The organism is Brevibacillus sp. MER 51 (assembly GCF_023714195.1).
Classification (GTDB): Bacteria; Bacillota; Bacilli; order Brevibacillales; family Brevibacillaceae; genus Brevibacillus.
In genome coordinates, this window is the sequence record NZ_JAMAUS010000014.1 from 96,244 (window position 1) to 113,960 (window position 17,717).

A 17,717-nucleotide genomic window follows, 5' to 3' on the forward strand; every position below is an offset into this window, starting at 1 on the left:
CGCCGATTTCGCATCCCGAGGAATTATCTCCTATCTCTACCCGAAACCCAGCTAGAACTTAATACATCACCATGTTCCCGGTCTTTTTCATATGCTTCTCCGCTTGCTTCAACAACACGACAGTCGCTGTCACGAGCACCAGCAATACCGCGGCGAGAAGTCCCATACTCGGCAACATGGTTTGCAACGACGCTCCCTCCATCAGCAGTTCGCGAATCAACTGAAGCGCATAGGTCAAGGGAAAGCAAAAGGAAATGACCTTGGCCCAAACCGGAAAGGCCATCGGGGGCAGACGGACACCAGAAAAGATCAGCATCGGCTCATCCAAAACGGTGTACAGGAAGCTCGCGTCGCGTGAAAACAGAAAGAGCACACAGAGAAAGCCGCCCCAGACGATGGCCGATACCAGCAAAATGAGGAAGGCGAGTGGAGGCGCCCACCAGCCGCTCAATTGAATGCCATCGACAAAAAACAAGGCTAACAGGGCGAAGCAAAAGAACAGCCAGACCCCTTCGATCAGCGAGGAAAGTGAACGCCCGTACAGAAAAGCGAGTCGGTTGACCGGGCTGATGAAGATCATTTCCATGGTTCCCGCTTGCCGTTCAAAGCTCATTTGCCAGGACGACTGCACCAGGCACCAATAAAAGATGTAGCCTAAATAACCAGTCAACAGGAACAGCGGCAACTGCTCGTAGCTGATGAACCGGGCTAGTGGGGAATCAGCTCCCATACGGAACGGTGCAAACGAATAATAAGCGGTCACGAAATTAATGACAGGCCAGACCAAGAGCGAGAAGTAGATCATTTTGCTGTGAAACGAATGGCGATGCTCCTTGATGATTTCGGCCAAAAGCAGGCTGCCTAGCTGTTTCATGCGCCCCTCCGATCTGCCATGTGCAGGATGACGTCCTCCAGTGATGGCTGTTGGGTAGAGAGACGCAAGACAGGGGACTGGTGAGCAGCCAAGAGGGAAAGCAGCGGAGTTGTCATATCCGTTTTTCCTCGTAATGTCACTTCCCAGGTCTGCTCGTCTGTTTCTGCGATTTCACGCGAGCCGCCGTAATCTTGAGCCAGCTGGCGCAGATCGTAATCGAGCGAGTCGGAGAGAGAGGGGATCACTACCTGTAAGGCTGTATCCAGGTGGAGCGATTTGGTCAGGTGCTCCGGTGTATCATGCGCCACGAGCTTTCCTTTATCGATGATGTATACCTCGTCACAAAGCTCTTCTACCTCATGAATGTAGTGGCTGGTCAACAGAATGGCTTTTCCGTGCTGGGAAGCGAGCTCACTTACATGCTTGCGAAGCTGTCGGGCGATGGGGGCGTCCAAGCCGAGAGTCGGTTCGTCCAGAAACAGGTAACGCGGGTCATTGATCAGGCCGCGGGCGATTTGCAGTCGTTGCTTCATGCCTTTGGAATAGCGCTCGACAGGGGTGTTGGCGGCCTCATACAGGCCAACCTGCAAAAGCAATGTATCGATCCGATGGCGCAGTTCCTGCCCTTGCAAACCGTATAGACTTCCGAAATATTGCAGGTTTTCCCGTCCTGTCAGCCGCCAGTACAGCATGCGCTCTCCACCGGCGATCATGTTGACCTTGGCTTTGACGAAACGATCGTCCTTTACCGCGTCATATCCGTCTACCGTGATCGTGCCGCTGGTCGGGGTGAGTAGTGTGGAGCACATCTTGATCGTTGTTGTTTTTCCTGCACCATTAATGCCTAACAATCCAATAATTTTGCCGGGTACCATGCGAAAGGACAGATCAGCGACTGCCTCGACCTCTGTCCATTGTTGGCGAAACCAACCTTTTTTCTCCTTCACCCGGTATACCTTCCGTACATTTTCTGCAATCAGCATGATTGTTGACCTCCTCGTTCGTTATCCAAAAATCGATTCCATGACGCGTTTTTCCATCCGACGTATGCCCCACACCCCGATGACGAGATAGACGAGGGACAGGGCTGCCATATGAAACAGCTGTGGGGAAACAGCATGCAGCGGGGCTCCTTGAATCACGCATTGCCGAAAAGCATCCAACGCAGGCGCGAGCGGCATGATGAGACCGAGTGGTTGCACCCATTCAGGCAAATACGGAATCGGAAACGTTACCCCACTGACAAAGGCCATCACGGCAAACAGCGTGTTTTGTGTGATGTACGTATCGCGGAACCAAAGCATGAGACTGCCCAAAACGAGCGCCTGGCAAAAGAAAGCCCCTGTAGACAATATCCAGACAAGAACGGCGCTCCATACGTTCGTGTGAGAGAGCGTGAGTCCGAACAGCGCTCCTACCAACACAATCACCGAAAATTCAAACAGAGTACGCATGAGCTGTTGAGCGACATTCCCCAAAAAGTATCCTCTGCGCAAGGAAGGGGTGAGCAAAACCGCCTCCAAGGTCCCTTCCCGTAGCTCCGTAATGAGAGAACGGCTGACATTCATCAAGGTAGAGACGGCAAACGCATAAAAAGCTCCGCCGAGGATGGCGTACGACAAGTAATCGGACGAGCCGGTGAGATATGCGAAATTTTCGTCCAACTGCCCGGCAAATACATAGTGATAGGCGAAAAAGGCGAACAGCACCGTATACACCCCGGAAAAAATGTGGCCGATGACAAACGACCACGGATAGGCACGAATCATTACGCGGGTATTGCGGATAAAGGTAGCTTTGGCGACATGAAACACGTTATTTCCTCCGTTCTGGGAGATGTGATGAAGCAGGTGGAGAGACAAGTCCGGGAACAGGCATATCGATGAACTCATGCAGATCGACGGCGAGTTGTTCCAGCCGTGATGCAATCGCGCGGTAAAATACATACCGTCCCCGTCGTTCACTCCAGATAAAGCCTGTGTCTACCAACAGATTCAAGTGCTTGTTGACGGCAGGCTCACTGATGTTGTGCAGGTCAGCCAACTGCTGCGTGCAGTAAGGATGAGCCAATAACGATTTGAGAATCGCCGTCCGTGTCGGGTCACTGAACACCTTCATTTTGCTGATGAAGTCAGTGGGAATCACCGAGGTGGCTCTGGTGCCGGGAACATCAACGGATAGGCACACGGAGATATGGTCGTCGTAAATGCCGAGCAACAAATGCGGCGCGACAAAAGTAGAGACACGCAAATGGATACGAGCCAGCTCCGAATAGCCAAATGTGTACGTTTTTGCCTTATGAAATTGCAAGAAGTTCTCGTGCACCTTCAAGCGCGGATGTACCTGCGACAAAAACGGAATCGGATCAAGCTTGATCTGCTCTTGTGCTTCATGTACGGCGCGAACGAGCCACGGTTCAATCCGCCGTTCTTCTGTCTGGAAAAAAGGCAGGTAGTCGTAGCAAAACTCCAGAAAACTGCGCTTAGTCGAGAGCGGATGGCGCAAAAGCTCCCGATGCTCCGGTTTCAGTTCGTCAAAAATCTCGTCCGTACGCCCTTGCATCCAAGCATGAAGTTGTTTGGGATGATAGACGGGACCGATCATGAGCTGGACAAACTCACCTGCATCCATCGCCTGTACGCGCTCCAATGCGGCCTCAACAGAATGCTCAAAGCACTCCTCCCAAGGCGCCAGGAAGTCCATGGCATCGAGAAACTGATTGGACATGGAACTAAAATAGTGAAGCTTTTTCAAGAGCGAGGCAGGTAAAGCAATGAGTAACTCCTCCGCCCAATGCAAGCGGGAGGTATGATGCTCCGGCTTTGCTAGCACGTGGAGACTTAAGAAAAACTCATAGCCGGGTATGTATGCGACATGAAGATGCTTACGCAGCCAATCAGGCAAATCTTGCACCGAGCATCCTCCTTTCTTGTTCAATTAACCATTTGGTGAATTCATTTTGGGAGTGGGCAAAATTGAAGAAATTATGCCGGAGGGGCATCCCGATGTCAAGAGAAAAAGAAAACAACCACGGCTAACACATAGCGCGTGGTTGTGGGATGTATTACGTCTCGGAAAAACGTGAGCCGAGCGTCTGCACGGCTTGCTGCATCGCAGTCAAATCCGCTTTGGGAAGCGATTTTTCCTGATAGCGATATTGCTGATAGTAACGTGTGATGCGAGCGACTGCATCTAGCTGACCTGCATCTAGCAAAAGCTGTTCGCGCAGGCGATTGAAAAACTCTTGGGGTGTCTCATGCAGCTTGATTGGCATTCCTTGCTTCTCCATGAGGACGAGGAATTGATAGTAGGCGTATCTAGTGGGATCATCCTCTGGGCCGACGGGCTGTTTGAACCATTTGGCAGAGTCATCCTCAGCACTTTCTTTACTGGAAGAGGGGGGGATAGTGGACAACACGGTGTTTTGTGCAGCAGCCACTTCTTTTTCCCGCGTAATCGTCCCCTTGAAGCGCTTTTTCCATATGTATCGGCCGAGCAGGATCACACAGGTGAGGATGAAGGCAATGATTAAGTATGGCTGCAGAATAGAAAAAAGTGACTCTCCGAGCGGTATCTGTGCCTCGGGATTATCTGCTTTTTGTCCTGCATTTTCCATGAGTATCTGCATGCCTGCCTGTTTTTGGCTCGCCTTCTCGTACAAATGTTCCAACATTTCCACAATGAAAATAAGCACTGGCTCAAAGAGCGTATACAGCCCATTGCTGACAGGTCCTTTTATCCAACTCCAGATCCAATAGATGAGTCCAAGTGCGATAGAGCTGACAGCCACATAACCCGCGATCAAAAGAATACGTGTTGCGAGCACTTGACTGCCGAGCATCAAGCTAATGCGTGCAGGCAGCCTCGTAGAAAGTGATCCTTCCCGCAGCACGAACGCCACAGTCGTCACCAACATATAGCTGAGAGTAATGAGGACGAGCATGGAAAAAGAGGCTGCGAGCGAATAGGAACCCGGGTCAACAATGGAGGTGTAGAGTACTGCTATCACGAGCTGCATCAGGCCCGCCATCAGCGCCAGAACAAATCTGCGTTGCAGACTGTCATGTCGATAACCTTTCGATGCGGCACTTTGTACTCTCCAAAAATAAACAGCAGCCAGTACAAGCGCGATGAGCCAAGAATCGTAGAGATAGAAGCAGCCTATTCCTATGAAAAACACAAGGGGGTACAGCAACAGATGGAGTGTAAATCGACCGCCACCACCATAGTACAACCAGCTCCCCGCCATGAGCAGAGTCGCTGCGACCAGGCAAAACGCGAGCAGTTGAGTAAAGCCTGCTGTCATATACCCAAACAAGATCAGGAAAACGCCCGTCAGCATGGCCTCCAGCCAAAACGCGAGCGTCCAACGCCCCATCAAGGAGAGTGTCATCCCATCACCACGCTCCTTTTTTTCAAGCGAGCATGCTCAAAACGCTGGATGGTGACAGGGTCAGAAGAAACATCCAGTACCGCAACCTGATGACCGTATTGAATAAGACGCTCCGCTGAGGCTTGTACGGATGGGTCCATTCGTGGTGTCACAATGAGAATGGCTTCCTCCCCATGTGCCCCCTCTAACCGACGAAGAACAGGCGCCAGTGGCGTCGTCACAAAATGGTGAATTTGCGCCAGCTGGGTCATGACGTGCAAGTGGTGTGCCTTGCCATTTCCCGCAGGCAAATGAAAATGCTCTCGTCCTCGTTGCTTTACGGTAAGGTACAGCTCATATCCGACCGATTTTCTCCTGCACAGGCCAGCCAAAGCCGCAAGACAGGAGATCGTCCGTTCATTGGCGGTATCGTTATACTTTTGCATCAACGGTTCATAGGAGGGCAGGATATGTCCGACGATTCGCCAGTTCGGATGGGCTGTATACTCGAAAAGACGCGTCTCCAGTGAGCCTGTTTTGGCGGTTGCCTTCCAATGGATGTGTTTGAAACGGTCGCCCGGCATGTATGACCGAACACCACGCTGAAAAGTGGGGTCGTCCTGTTGGCGCTGACGAGAGAGCCGATTCCCGTCCGGTTCCGATTCAGCGAGCACGACGGGAGAAAGAGCAAGAGGCAACGGATAGACCAGCAAGGAAAAGGAAACTGACAATGTCATGGCGGTGGGCTCCTCACCCAATAACGGCAAAGTCTCGGATTGAACATCTCTCAGCCAAACTGTGCCGCGTTTGTTCGGGACGAGAATCAAGGTGCGTGTAGCACTTTGCCGCATCGGCAGATCAAACCGCAGGCGAACGCTCGTCCGATGATTGAGGATTCGCACCTCGTCTGCGCCTTCCACCGAGACATGCTCCGGCAGTGTGAAGCGAAGCCAGGTAGCAGGCAAAGGCAGCCACGAACGATTGTGCAAGCGAACTGTAATGTGCACGGGTGTCCCTGACAGGACGCGCGTTTGATCACTGGACCATTCGAGCGATACCCACTTGGACATGGACTTGGCCCACCAGTCTTGTGCAGCGGGGAGAAAAAAGAAAAAGCCCCCAAACAGAAAGAAAAACCAGTGGCCGGAAAAAACGGCGAAGAGCAGTAAGACAAAACCGATTACGTGAAAGGTTTGCTTGGTGATCATAGCACTACACGCTTTCTTCGACGGGAGCGGGGACGCTGGTCAAGATTTGCTCCACGACTTCCTGCTCCGTCACATGCAGCTCTGCTTCCATAGAGAGGCGGATGCGGTGGGCTGCCAGACTTGGAAACACCACTTTTACATCATCTGGCAAGACAAAAGTACGGCCAGAAACGAACGCGTAAGCCTGAGCGGATCGCAACAGGGCGAGCATGGCGCGCGGACTGATGCCCACCTCAACCGAGCGATGCTGGCGAGTCGCTTCCGTCAGGTCGATGATATAGTCTTCCACTGGTTGGCTGACGTGAACGGTTGTGACCTCGCGTTGCAGAGCCGCAATTTGTTCGACAGTGATGACCGGCTCGACCGCCTCTAATGGGGAGTCGCTGCGGAATCTCCGCAAAATTTCTTTGGCATCCTCTCTTGTACCGTAGCCAAGAGACAGCTTGAAAAGGAAGCGGTCCAACTGTGCTTCCGGCAGTGGATAGGTCCCCTCCGATTCAATCGGATTTTGGGTAGCAATAACCAGCATGGTCGATGGGAGTGGCAGGGTGACGCCTTCAATCGTAACCTGGCGTTCCTCCATGCATTCCAGCAAGCCGGATTGAGTCCTGGGAGTGGCCCGGTTTATTTCATCTGCGAGCAAGACATCCGCAAAAACAGGTCCCTTGCGCAGTTAGAATTCACTTGTTCGTTGATTGAACACGTGTAGACCGACGACATCAGATGGCAGTAGATCCGCGGTGAATTGCAGACGGTTGTAAGAGCCACCAATCGCTTGCGCCAATGTTTTGGCAAGCACGGTTTTTCCCATTCCGGGCAAGTCCTCCAGCAATACGTGTCCACGGGCGAGCAATGCCGTTACTAATAGGCGGATCTGACTTTCCTTGCCCACGATGACGCTGCTGACAGCATGCTGAAGGTTATCCAATGTCGGATGACTCATGAAAATTCTCCTTTTCCCATTCAAAATTGAGGAGTCGTACGGTTCTTATTATATATGGAATATCCTGTTAGTTACAAATTTTCGAAATAATATTCCCGTCAGCGCGGCGAACACGATGATGGCACCTACAGAGATGTAAAGAGGGCGAATCCCTACCTGATCGCTCAGCTGTCCACCAAGCCAAATACCGACGGGCATCGTCGCACGCACGATGAGTAAGCGGACAGACAGTACACGCCCCATTAGCTCGGAAGGAACGTGAAGCTGATACAGGCTTGTGCTGTGTACCTGGAAAAAGGGAGCAAACAGACCAGCCAGTAGTTCGATGGTGATTGCGAGCCAGATGTCATGAGTACAGCCTATCGCAACAAAGCTCAAGCCACCTAGTACCAGTGATCCCAACATGATCAGGGGCTGTCCGAAGCTGCTACGGAAGCGAGGGACGAGCAAGGAGCCGAAGAAATATCCCAATGGATAGCCAGCCAAGAACAAGCCTACATGAAACGAGGTGCCTTGCAGCTCGCCGGCTACAAAAGGCAGGTTTAGTACGAGTGTGACTCCGACAGCAAATTGGACGAGAGCTGAGTACAGGCCAAGCCAGAGCAGAAGGGGTTTCTGCCAAAAAATCGCTAGACCAGCCTTAAACATGACGAACCAGGATTGCTTCTTGTTGGCAGTATCCGCTGGGGCGATTGGACAAAGAACCAGAAAGAAACCGCTGAGCGCATAGCTGATCGCGACCAATGCGAGTACGGCCTCACCACCAATACTCGCCACGAGAATTCCAGCCAAAGGCGGACCTGTAATCAAGGCAATTCGCAGGACGCTATCCAAATAGGCATTGGCTTGGAGGAGTTGCTCTCTTTTGACCAGAGCAGGGAGGAGCGACTGACTGGCTGGCACATACAGCGGTTGGACGAGACCGTTGATCAAAGAAGTGAAATACAGCGGCCAGAGTGATTCTGTCCCGGAAGTAATGACTGCAAAGGACAAACAAAACGCAGCAGCTCGCATCCATTGAGAAAAAAGCATGACACGCTTCTTATCGAATCGGTCGATGTACGGCCCGGCTACCAACTGAATCGCAAGCGACGGCAAAAAATACAGAAGCCACATCTGTCCGACCGCACCTTGTGAGCCTGTTGCCTGATAGATCAACCAGCTATTGGCGAGGGTACCGAGTGAGGCGCCGAGTTCTGAAATGAGCTGACCGAAAAGAATCCAACGGTAAGAACGCTGCTGCCAGACAGAGGCTTGTACCGCGGTTTGGTTCATGGGTTGCTCCTGTTCAGGAAGTCATCCCACATCAGGGGAAGCTTGTCCAGCGTATGACGGCGTAGTCTGTAACGGGAGCCTGCTTGTTCAACGAGATGGGCAGACCGCAGCATGGACAGGTGATGGTGCACGGTCGATTTCGCCATGGAGAGTTGATCGGTTATCTCTTGCAGACTCAGGTCCTTTTCCGCCAGCAATTTGATCATGCGTAGCCTGTGCTCGTCTCCGAGTGCTTTTAAGGCTTGCACCAGTGAATGGGGTGGCTGATAAGGATCTACAGCATCGTGCAAATTTTCGTCGGCCACAGGGTAATAAAAAATTTTCGTCCCGACAGCATCGGCCTGTACGGTCCACGGGCGATAGATCGCTTGTGGAATCAGCAGTACGCGTGTCACGGAAGGCTCAGGGAGGTAGTTCGAACCCGTCGCATACTCTACCAAGGCTTCCGGGGTGAGCTTTCCTAGCTTGTTTTGCTTTTGCGACCAATCCCGTTCTAGCATGCGAACGATTTCTTCCTCACGCGGCTTGATGTGAGTGGTATACCAGCCTTCCATCAATTGGAGAATATGGCCCCGCAGCTCTTCTGCATCAACGGAAGTAATATGGCCGATATACGATTCAAAAAAGAGGTGCGCACGGCACGCTTCCTGCAAAGCGGCGCAATCATCTTCGCTTCCTTGTGCAGCCTTCCGCCGTGCTTCCTGCATATTTTCACCGAGATAAGGGAGGGCCTCGTATCGGAGCTGTTCGGTTGAGAGCTCTCTGACATACGAGAGGAAGGAATCCAGATCAGCGAAAGGGCAGAGATCAAGCAGTTGCAAAAGCGTCTTCCACGTGTTGTGCTCCTTCGCATATTCGACCTCTTGCCGTACAGAAGGTGATAGCTCGTCCAACAGTTGGCGCCAGTAGGCAGGAGGGTGTTCCATCGTGTGATGCAATTGATCGTAGGTAGCGGCAGCGATTCCCAGGGCAGCTTCGAATAAAGGAGAATACGAGAGATCAACCCGGTAGGTCGTTCGTTCACTGCCAATGTTCAAAATCTTCATGTGATCATCCTTCCAAAATTTGTGCATGATTGTATTTTATAAATACCGAATGTTAAATTCAATGTTTTTCGAACGAAAATAGAAAAGGAAAAGAAGAATCACAAAATCTCTATCCAAAGAGATGACATGATTCTTCTTTCTGTAAAGGTATGGTTAACCTACCGTGGATAATTGCAACGCACGCTGCAGGGCTTGCTCCAAATCGGAAATGATATCGTCAATGGATTCTGTGCCGACGGAGAGGCGAATAAGTCCCGGGGTCACTCCGGCTGCTGCCTGCTCTTCTTCCGTCATCTGCTGATGTGTTGTGCTTGCTGGGTGAATGATGAGTGACTTGGAGTCTCCGACATTTGCGAGATGAGAGAACAGCTTCACTGACTCGATCAATGCTTTTCCTGCCTCAACGCCACCGCGAATGCCAAAGGTCAGAATCGCGCCAGCACCTTTTGGCAAATATTTTTGGGCCAATTCACGCTGGGAGTCTGACTCCAATCCCGGATAACTCACCCACTCTACGGCAGAGTGATTGGCAAGGAATTGGGCTACTGCCAAGGCGTTTTGGCTATGCCGCTCGATGCGCAGATGCAGAGTTTCTAATCCTTGCAGGAACAAGAAGGAGTTGATCGGGGCGACTGCTGCTCCGATATCGCGCTGGAGCTGAACACGGGCCTTGATAATATAGGCAAGCGGACCGACTGCTTCTGTATAGACGACGCCATGATAGCTGGGGTCTGGTGTAGTCAGACCTGGGAATTTTCCGTTGTTCCAGTCGAATTTTCCAGAGTCTACAATGATACCGCCAATTGCCGTTCCGTGGCCGCCGATGAATTTGGTGGTGGAGTGCACGACGATATCGGCCCCGTGCTCAAAAGGACGGCACAAAATCGGAGTTGCAAAGGTGTTGTCCACGATCAAAGGCACGCCATTTTCGTGAGCAATATGGGCGATCGCCCCGATATCAGCGACATCAATGCGCGGGTTTCCGATTGTCTCGCAAAACACGGCTTTTGTCTTTTCATTGATATAGGACCGGAAATTTTCCGGATTGGATTGATCTGCAAAATGAACCTTGATTCCAAGGCGTGGAAGCGTGTGGGCGAACAGGTTGTAGGTACCGCCGTAGAGGCTGCTGGAAGCAACGATTTCGTCTCCTGCATGCGCAATATTTAAGATCGCGAATGTAATGGCAGCTTGCCCGGATGCGGTTGCGAGTGCGCCAACACCACCTTCAAGTAAGGCAACGCGCTTCTCAAACACATCCTGCGTGGGATTCATGATACGTGTATAGATGTTCCCAAACTCTTTTAAGCCAAACAGGTTGGCTGCATGCTCCGTATCGCGGAAAACATAGGAGGTCGTCTGATAGATCGGAACAGCACGCGAGCCTGTTACAGGGTCAACCTCCTGTCCACCGTGTACCGCAAGTGTTTCTGGCTTCCATTGTTGTTGATCGGACATGTCCATCTCTCCTTTTACTATGGGGAATCGGCAAATAAAAAAACGGAGCATTCTCCTGAGAAGAAGAAGCTCCATCATGCACGGGCTTTTGTTCATCTCTCAGAATCACTGGATTCTGCAGGAATTGGCACCATGCAGCTAGTCTGCTGGTTGCCGGGCTTCGTAGGGCCTGTCCCTCCACCGCTCTTGATGAAAACAATTGTTGTCGTAATTGTATGAAAATAAAGCCTTGCTGTCAACGATAAATATACAGTTATCGGGGAGGTTTTTATGTATATATGAATGAAGGTGGTTCACTCATGCCATTAATTTGTAACGGTTTTGTCTCAAGCTGTTCACATCCCGTGTGGCTATTGCCGCAGCGAAATAGGAGATAATGGTAGAAAATGGGGAGTATGGATGCATGGTGAAGCCAAGTGCTCTTCGCGTTAGAAAAGTAAAAAAGCGTGTGATATCATGGAGGTGGTTACAACTGATCTGATTGTACATATAGGAGGATAAATAGCGATGAGCCATGGAGTAAAGGAAATTACACCACAAGAGCTGTTGGAAAAGCTGGAAGCCAAAGAGGAACTGCAAGTCATTGATGTACGTGAAGTGGAAGAGTGGAATGCAGGTCACATTAAAGAGGCAAAGCTAATCCCGCTCGGCTTTTTGCCACATCGCATTGATGAATTGGATAAGAACATTCCGATTGTGATGGTTTGCCGCAGTGGTGCCAGAAGCAATACAGCTACAGAGTATTTGAGTGCACAAGGATACGACGTGGCAAATATGGTTGGCGGCATGCTCGCATGGCCAGGTGAAGTGGAACAGTAAGACGTGATAGAAACAGTGTGAATGCCTCCCGTGTGTAATCAGGAGGCATCACGCATGGGACAAGCAGGGAGGTAGCAACCCGTGAGTGAAGGAGCACAATTGCAGCAGGAATCTGCAATGAAAAAACATTGGTTTCCTGTGTTAGCTGGTATTATCCTTTTGGCTATCATCGGAGTATTTGGTTATAATTACATGACAGAAGAGAAGATCGAAGTGTTGAAGCCGATCGCGGATTTCACCTTGGACAACAGTGACGGAACAACCTATACATTTAATTCAAGTGCTGGCAAGGTACGATTGGTAGAGTTTATGTTTACCAAGTGCCCGGATATTTGTCCGGCGACTACGTTCAACATGGCCAAACTGCAAGATCAGCTGAAGGAAAAGGGACTGTTCGGAGACAAAGTGGAGTTTGTTTCCATTTCTTTTGACCCTGATAACGATACACCGGAAGTCTTGCAGGAGTATGCAGCCAAGTTCAAGGCAGATCAGAGTGGCTGGAAGTTCCTGCGTGGGGACGCTCAGGATGTAGAGAAAGTGACGAAGGATTTTGGTCTGATGGTCATTAAGGAGCCAGATGGTTCTTATTCACATACGGCTCGCATGTTCCTGGTGGATGGAGATGGAAACATGCGTCGCGCGTACGGGATGGCAGCCAACATGGAACTGGATGTCATGATGAAAGAGATGGTACAGCTCGCTGACTAGCGGGTCTCCTCATAGGAGATGTTTACGACTTCTTCTGTCTGATTCACGAATTCAATATGAACGAGTAACGCCCACCTGCGATTGCTTTCTTGAAGCAAGAGCTTAAACGTCTCTTCCGACGTGGTGGGCGTTTTTTGTTTTCGTCCGACATGCAGGTAATCCACAATTTGAGCGCTTGGATATCGCTTCATCGTTTCCTGCATTGCGAGTCTGCCCCATTTTGCATAGGAAGGCTGGGCATAGGTAGGGACCGTCTGAAAGATGAAGAGGAAAAGTACGATAGAGAGAAGGGGCATCATGTTCCGATAGCGAAATAGGCGACGAGCGGTTTGCACTTGCTGATCCCTCTCCTTTTCGAAATGGCTTGCCATGTATTTTGAAGACTTTTCGGAATATGATTCGTAGAAAATAATGACAATGAAGTGCGGGAGGTATTCGATGCATTACTTGCTCATTCCCTTATTTGGCGTTCCTGTGTTAGTGGGGGTTCTTGCGGCGATTTTCCAAAAGCCTCCTTTCTGGAAAAAATGGGGGCTCACGATTGCTTCAGCCGTATTGATTTACGGGGGCTGCTTTGCCGCGAATGTATATTGGCAAATGAAGTATGGCATTCCTGTTCTGCCCACGGAGGCCGACTTGGAGGTATTTTTCTATTTTTGTATCCTGTTGGTGTTTGTTTGTATCCTCCTGTATATTGGCTTTTTGATCACGATGAGAAAACAGTTTTGGAAGATGAACCTCGTTTTTCTATGCACAGCTTTTGGTTTGTTTAGCTTTTTTGCTGCTGCCTTTTTAGGGATGGGTCCCTTTTTGAAGAAAGCGGAGTACGTTATCGTCGTACAAAAAGCAAAAGACCAGTGGAAAGAGGCGAAGATGGACAATGAGAAGCCCATTGACCTCGCCCTCGTATACAGCAGACAAGAGTGTACGAAAAATTGTGCCGGGTATCCTTATTCAAGCCTCATTCTGGTACGGAATCAGTCGGACCAGCCGTTGGAGATCGATTTGAAGCTGCGATTGAAAAACAAAAGCGGCGCCGTATTAAAAGAAGTCGAGGCCGTACCACTACAACTCTCTTCAGGAGAAATTACGGAGGTATGGACGGGCGATTCTTATGCGAAGCACGACTTCTGGGCGAGAGCTAGTGTCGTTACCGATGAACGAGTTGCCGATTTGGAGTATCAGTATTCGATTATTGACCGAAGATGAATGTGTGGAATAGACAAGACTGGGTGAAACGAACGTCTTACGTTGTGATATAATAAGAATGGCATGCTTGGTTCGGATTCCCATAATCATGCACGACGATGTTAGGAGGAAAGAGTTTGAGCGACGTTAAGATTTTCGCGATGGGCGGCCTCGGCGAGATCGGAAAAAATATGTACTGCGTCGAGTATGAGGACGAAATCATCATCATTGACTGCGGGGTGAAATTCCCCGAGAACGAAATGTTCGGTATCGATCTGGTTATCCCGGATGTTTCCTATTTAGTGGACAACCAGCACAAAATCAAAGCACTTTTGTTAACGCACGGACATGAGGATCACATTGGCGCGATTCCTTATATTTTACGGCAAATCAAGGTGCCGATTTACGGTGGTCGTCTGACCCTGGGCTTGGTCAAGGCGAAGCTGGAAGAGCACCGTTTGCAAAATGAAGTGAAGCTGATTCCGATTTCGGAAGATACGGAAATTCCTTTTGCGAAGCTGAAGGCGACATTTTTCCGGACGAACCACAGTATTCCAGATTCTCTGGGAATTGTGCTCCATACACCAGAGGGAATGGTCATTCACACGGGTGACTTCAAGTTTGACATGACACCAGTCGGACAAACAACGGAGTACGGAAAAATTGCACGCATTGGTGCGAGCGGAGATGTTTTGGCGCTTTTGTCCGATAGTACGAACAGTGAGCGTCCTGGATTTACGATGTCAGAGAGATCGGTAGGGGAAGGGATTCTCGATGTGGTACGCAAAGCGCGTGGACGCATCATTCTGGCTACCTTCGCTTCCAACGTGCATCGTCTGCAGCAAGTGGTAGATGCTGCAGAGCAGTGCAATCGCAAAGTAGCGGTTATTGGCCGCAGTATGGAAAAGGTATTCTTGATTGGTCAAGAGCTGGGCTATATTCAGATGCCAGAGGGCATGCTGATTGATATTAAGCACATCGATAATTACGCGGACAACCAAGTGCTGATTATTTGCACAGGCAGTCAAGGTGAGCCGATGGCAGCGTTGACCCGGATTGCATCCGGATCGCATCGCACTGTTTCCATTTATCCAGAAGATACAGTGATCATTTCTGCATCTCCGATTCCAGGAAACACGATCAACGTAAGCCGCACGATAGACAAGCTGTACCGTGCAGGTGCTAACGTAGTATTGAGTCACGAATTTGATATTCACGCATCGGGTCATGGCAGCAGCGAAGAGTTGAAGCTCATGCTGAACTTCATTCGTCCGAAATATTTTATCCCGATCCACGGGGAATACCGGATGCTCAAGACTCACTCCAAGCTGGCCCAACAGGTTGGGATCGAGGAGAGCAACATCTTTATTATGGACAACGGCGAAGTGCTGAATTGCAACCGCGAAAAAGCGTGGCTCAGTAAAGTACAAGCAGGGATTGTCCTCATTGATGGCAGCGGTATCGGCGACGTCGGCAATATCGTCCTGCGCGACCGCAAGCATTTGGCTGAGGATGGCTTGATGGTCGTCGTTGTCAGCTTGGATATGAAAAACTTCAAAATTTTGACGGGCCCAGATATCGTGAGCCGCGGCTTCGTATACGTACGCGGTTCAGAATCCTTGATTCAGGAAGCGACACAGCTTGTTCGTGGGCGTCTACAGGAAGCATTGGATAAGAAAATCAAGGAATGGTCTGAGCTGAAGTCACAGATTAATGAAGTGATCAAGCCGTTCATTTATGAAAAAACAGGCCGTAACCCAATGATTCTTACCATTTTGATGGAAGTGTAGCTCCTGCTTTCTCGGGTAGGCGCAGTCGGGGTATAATAATAAGTAAGTTGAACTTCGTGATAAAAAGGAGAGTTGCCCAATGATGTCTTATGAAGCATATATGAGCCAAGTAATTCAACCGATGCGCGATGAGTTGACTCGCAATGGTTTTCAAGAGCTTCGCACTGCTGAAGAAGTAGAGCAAGCACTGCCAAATGCAAAAGGCCTGACACTGGTTGTCGTGAACTCGGTTTGTGGCTGCGCAGCAGGACTCGCTCGTCCAGCAGTTGTACATTCCTTGAACCACACTACCAAGCCGGATAACATCTTCACTGTATTCGCTGGTCAAGACAAGGAAGCAACTGCAAAAGCTCGTGAGTATTTCGAAGGCTATGCTCCATCTTCCCCTTCCTTCGCGATCATGAAAGACGGCAAAATCATGACCATGATCGAGCGTCATCAGATCGAGAACAACGAACTGGCGACAATCGCTGGCCTGTTGACCAACGCTTACGACACTTACAAATAAGAAACCACTAAACATCACGAGGCGCCCGGTAACGGGTGTCTTTTTTTACAGTTTCCGCTAAAACGCAGTCATTTCTTCTTGACGTTTGAAATGTAGCTGTAGTGGAGAGAAGAATATTTCCAGTCTAAGCTCCAGGCTCCGTCTTGCAGGGAAGCCTGTACTGTCCGCTCCGAAATGATTAGCGGGGAAACGCAAAAGTGGTAGCCGCTTCGACGTATAGGCACGTTGCGTTTCTTTTTCCCGCTAATCATTTCTCCGCTGGGTGGGACTACACAAGTCGCTACGTCTGGAAATATTCTTCTCTTGCGTTACTGATGACATCCTTACATTCTCTTAAGGCTTTAAAAAACCGATTAACAAGGAAAGCTCGTAGAGGAAACAGGAGAAAACAGCGAAGATCTTAGGGACACCGACCGAGACGCAATTCAAAAAGCGAAACACGCCTTTAAGCGGCTACCTCTGAAATGCATCCTGAAGAGACCACTTTGGACGCGGTTTCGCTTTTTGCATGGAGTCGTGCAGTCAATCCCCCAGTGGGTGGCCCTAGAAGCTGAGCGTTTTCTCCTGTTTCCTCCCCAACACTATAGCCCAAACTCGAATTTATTGGGATTGATTCCCTTTTATTATTATACTAAAATGTTTAATAAGTATAATAATAGAGGAGGAGAGAAAATGAATAAGCTGGTAGTGATTACAGGCGTGACACGTGGTTTGGGCAGGGAAATGGTCGAGCGTTTTCACGAAGCAGGCTGGACAGTTGCAGGCTGCGGTCGTTCGGAAAAAGAAGTGCAAGGATTACGTCGGCAATTCGGAGATCAGCATCATTTTTCTGTTGTCGACGTTTCGGTCATGGAGCAAGTGGAAAAGTGGGCAGAGGAAATCAAAGCCGAGGTGGGAGTTCCCGATCTGTTGATTAACAATGCTTCCATTATAAACCGGAACAGTCCAGTCATTGGGCTTGAAGCAAATGAGTTTTCAAGAGTAATGGACATCAATGTGAATGGTGTTTTCTATGTGATTCGCGCCTTTTTACCGTTTATGGTTCAGCGCGCAAAAGGTGGAGTCGTCGTCAATATCAGCTCGTATTGGGGAAGATACGGGGAAGCGTTTTTATCGCCGTACTGCGCTTCGAAGTTCGCTATCGAAGGATTGACGCAATCATTGGCAGCCGAATTGCCTGAGGGAATGGCAGCCGTGACGCTTGATCCAGGAGGTAGTATCGATACTTCTATGCTCCGTTCATGCTCACCAGAAGATGTGGACACCGCACCGAATCCGGTAGAGTGGAGCCGTGTGGCGGTACCGTACATCATCAGTCTTGGTCCGCAAGACAACGGAAAGTCACTTACCTGCCCACCCGTGAGAAAAAGAACCAACTGAATATCATTGCCATTGTGTCATTAGCTGTCGAGATACCCTCGGCAGCTTTTTTGGTACCTGTCGATGGGAGACTTTATTCATCGATTATTTGACTTCCATAAATATTTTTCAAAAAAAGTTGCGATCTTTTTCCACCATTTTCCGTCGT

The 17,717-nt window shown here is 49.9% G+C and carries 16 protein-coding genes, 1 pseudogene and 1 riboswitch; of the genes and pseudogenes, 6 read left to right on the forward strand and 11 right to left on the reverse strand.

The genetic code is table 11. The features are described from left to right. Positions 1 to 58: 58 nt before the first annotated feature. The 10 genes and pseudogenes from M3630_RS24745 to M3630_RS24790 form a co-directional block, all read right to left on the reverse strand. Positions 59 to 874, reverse strand: coding sequence for an ABC transporter permease (locus M3630_RS24745; protein WP_251253868.1), 816 nt, complete (start codon positions 872 to 874; stop codon positions 59 to 61). Then, entirely contained in the window at positions 871 to 1,857 is a 987-nt protein-coding gene (locus M3630_RS24750) for an ABC transporter ATP-binding protein (RefSeq protein WP_173611881.1), read from the reverse strand. Before M3630_RS24750 ends, M3630_RS24745 begins: the two co-directional genes overlap by 4 nt. 21 nt (positions 1,858 to 1,878) lie before the next feature. After that, a complete protein-coding gene (locus M3630_RS24755; protein WP_251253869.1) occupies positions 1,879 to 2,688 on the reverse strand; it encodes an ABC transporter permease in 810 nt (269 codons plus the stop codon). A gap of 1 nt (position 2,689) precedes the next feature. Beyond that, entirely contained in the window at positions 2,690 to 3,787 is a 1,098-nt protein-coding gene (locus tag M3630_RS24760; protein WP_251253870.1) for an ArsR/SmtB family transcription factor, read from the reverse strand. Positions 3,788 to 3,938: 151 nt separating this feature from the next. Continuing rightward, positions 3,939 to 5,267: a DUF4129 domain-containing protein gene (locus M3630_RS24765; protein ID WP_251253871.1), complete on the reverse strand. Its 1,329-nt coding sequence runs from the start codon at positions 5,265 to 5,267 to the stop codon at positions 3,939 to 3,941. Beyond that, positions 5,264 to 6,454 (reverse strand): DUF58 domain-containing protein, encoded by a 1,191-nt coding sequence (locus M3630_RS24770; RefSeq protein ID WP_251253872.1) that lies wholly within the window; start codon positions 6,452 to 6,454, stop codon positions 5,264 to 5,266. Before M3630_RS24770 ends, M3630_RS24765 begins: the two co-directional genes overlap by 4 nt. Before the next feature lie 4 nt (positions 6,455 to 6,458). After that, positions 6,459 to 7,397, reverse strand: a pseudogene (locus M3630_RS24775) (AAA family ATPase). A 48-nt stretch (positions 7,398 to 7,445) separates the two neighbouring features. Further along, entirely contained in the window at positions 7,446 to 8,672 is a 1,227-nt protein-coding gene (locus tag M3630_RS24780; protein ID WP_251253873.1) for an MFS transporter, read from the reverse strand. Further along, on the reverse strand, positions 8,669 to 9,718 hold the full coding sequence (locus M3630_RS24785; RefSeq protein ID WP_251253874.1) for an ArsR/SmtB family transcription factor: 1,050 nt from the start codon (positions 9,716 to 9,718) through the stop codon (positions 8,669 to 8,671). Before M3630_RS24785 ends, M3630_RS24780 begins: the two co-directional genes overlap by 4 nt. 153 nt (positions 9,719 to 9,871) lie before the next feature. After that, positions 9,872 to 11,176: a homocysteine synthase gene (locus M3630_RS24790; protein ID WP_251253875.1), complete on the reverse strand. Its 1,305-nt coding sequence runs from the start codon at positions 11,174 to 11,176 to the stop codon at positions 9,872 to 9,874. Positions 11,177 to 11,265: 89 nt separating this feature from the next. Then, positions 11,266 to 11,372: riboswitch (SAM riboswitch) on the reverse strand. A 311-nt stretch (positions 11,373 to 11,683) separates the two neighbouring features. Between M3630_RS24790 and M3630_RS24795 the strand changes: the two genes are divergently transcribed. After that, a complete protein-coding gene (locus tag M3630_RS24795; RefSeq protein ID WP_173611890.1) occupies positions 11,684 to 11,995 on the forward strand; it encodes a rhodanese-like domain-containing protein in 312 nt (103 codons plus the stop codon). An 81-nt stretch (positions 11,996 to 12,076) separates the two neighbouring features. Beyond that, the gene (locus M3630_RS24800; protein ID WP_251253876.1) at positions 12,077 to 12,703 is read left to right on the forward strand and encodes an SCO family protein; all 627 of its coding nucleotides are present in this window, start codon (positions 12,077 to 12,079) and stop codon (positions 12,701 to 12,703) included. On the opposite strand, the gene M3630_RS24805 is transcribed toward M3630_RS24800, so the two are convergent. Beyond that, positions 12,700 to 13,038, reverse strand: coding sequence for a YqzG/YhdC family protein (locus tag M3630_RS24805; RefSeq protein ID WP_251253877.1), 339 nt, complete (start codon positions 13,036 to 13,038; stop codon positions 12,700 to 12,702). The two genes, M3630_RS24800 and M3630_RS24805, sit on opposite strands and share 4 nt — an antisense overlap. A gap of 103 nt (positions 13,039 to 13,141) precedes the next feature. Between M3630_RS24805 and M3630_RS24810 the strand changes: the two genes are divergently transcribed. From M3630_RS24810 to M3630_RS24825, 4 genes are all read left to right on the forward strand, one after another. Then, positions 13,142 to 13,912 carry a hypothetical protein gene (locus M3630_RS24810; protein WP_173611893.1) on the forward strand — a complete coding sequence of 257 codons (771 nt, stop codon included), beginning with the start codon at positions 13,142 to 13,144 and terminating at the stop codon, positions 13,910 to 13,912. Positions 13,913 to 14,010: 98 nt separating this feature from the next. Next, positions 14,011 to 15,681, forward strand: coding sequence for a ribonuclease J1 (rnjA, locus tag M3630_RS24815; RefSeq protein ID WP_047073943.1), 1,671 nt, complete (start codon positions 14,011 to 14,013; stop codon positions 15,679 to 15,681). A gap of 79 nt (positions 15,682 to 15,760) precedes the next feature. Continuing rightward, a complete protein-coding gene (locus M3630_RS24820) occupies positions 15,761 to 16,189 on the forward strand; it encodes a BrxA/BrxB family bacilliredoxin (protein ID WP_173611894.1) in 429 nt (142 codons plus the stop codon). A gap of 672 nt (positions 16,190 to 16,861) precedes the next feature. Beyond that, the gene (locus M3630_RS24825) at positions 16,862 to 17,569 is read left to right on the forward strand and encodes an SDR family oxidoreductase (RefSeq protein WP_251253878.1); all 708 of its coding nucleotides are present in this window, start codon (positions 16,862 to 16,864) and stop codon (positions 17,567 to 17,569) included. Positions 17,570 to 17,717 lie beyond the last annotated feature (148 nt).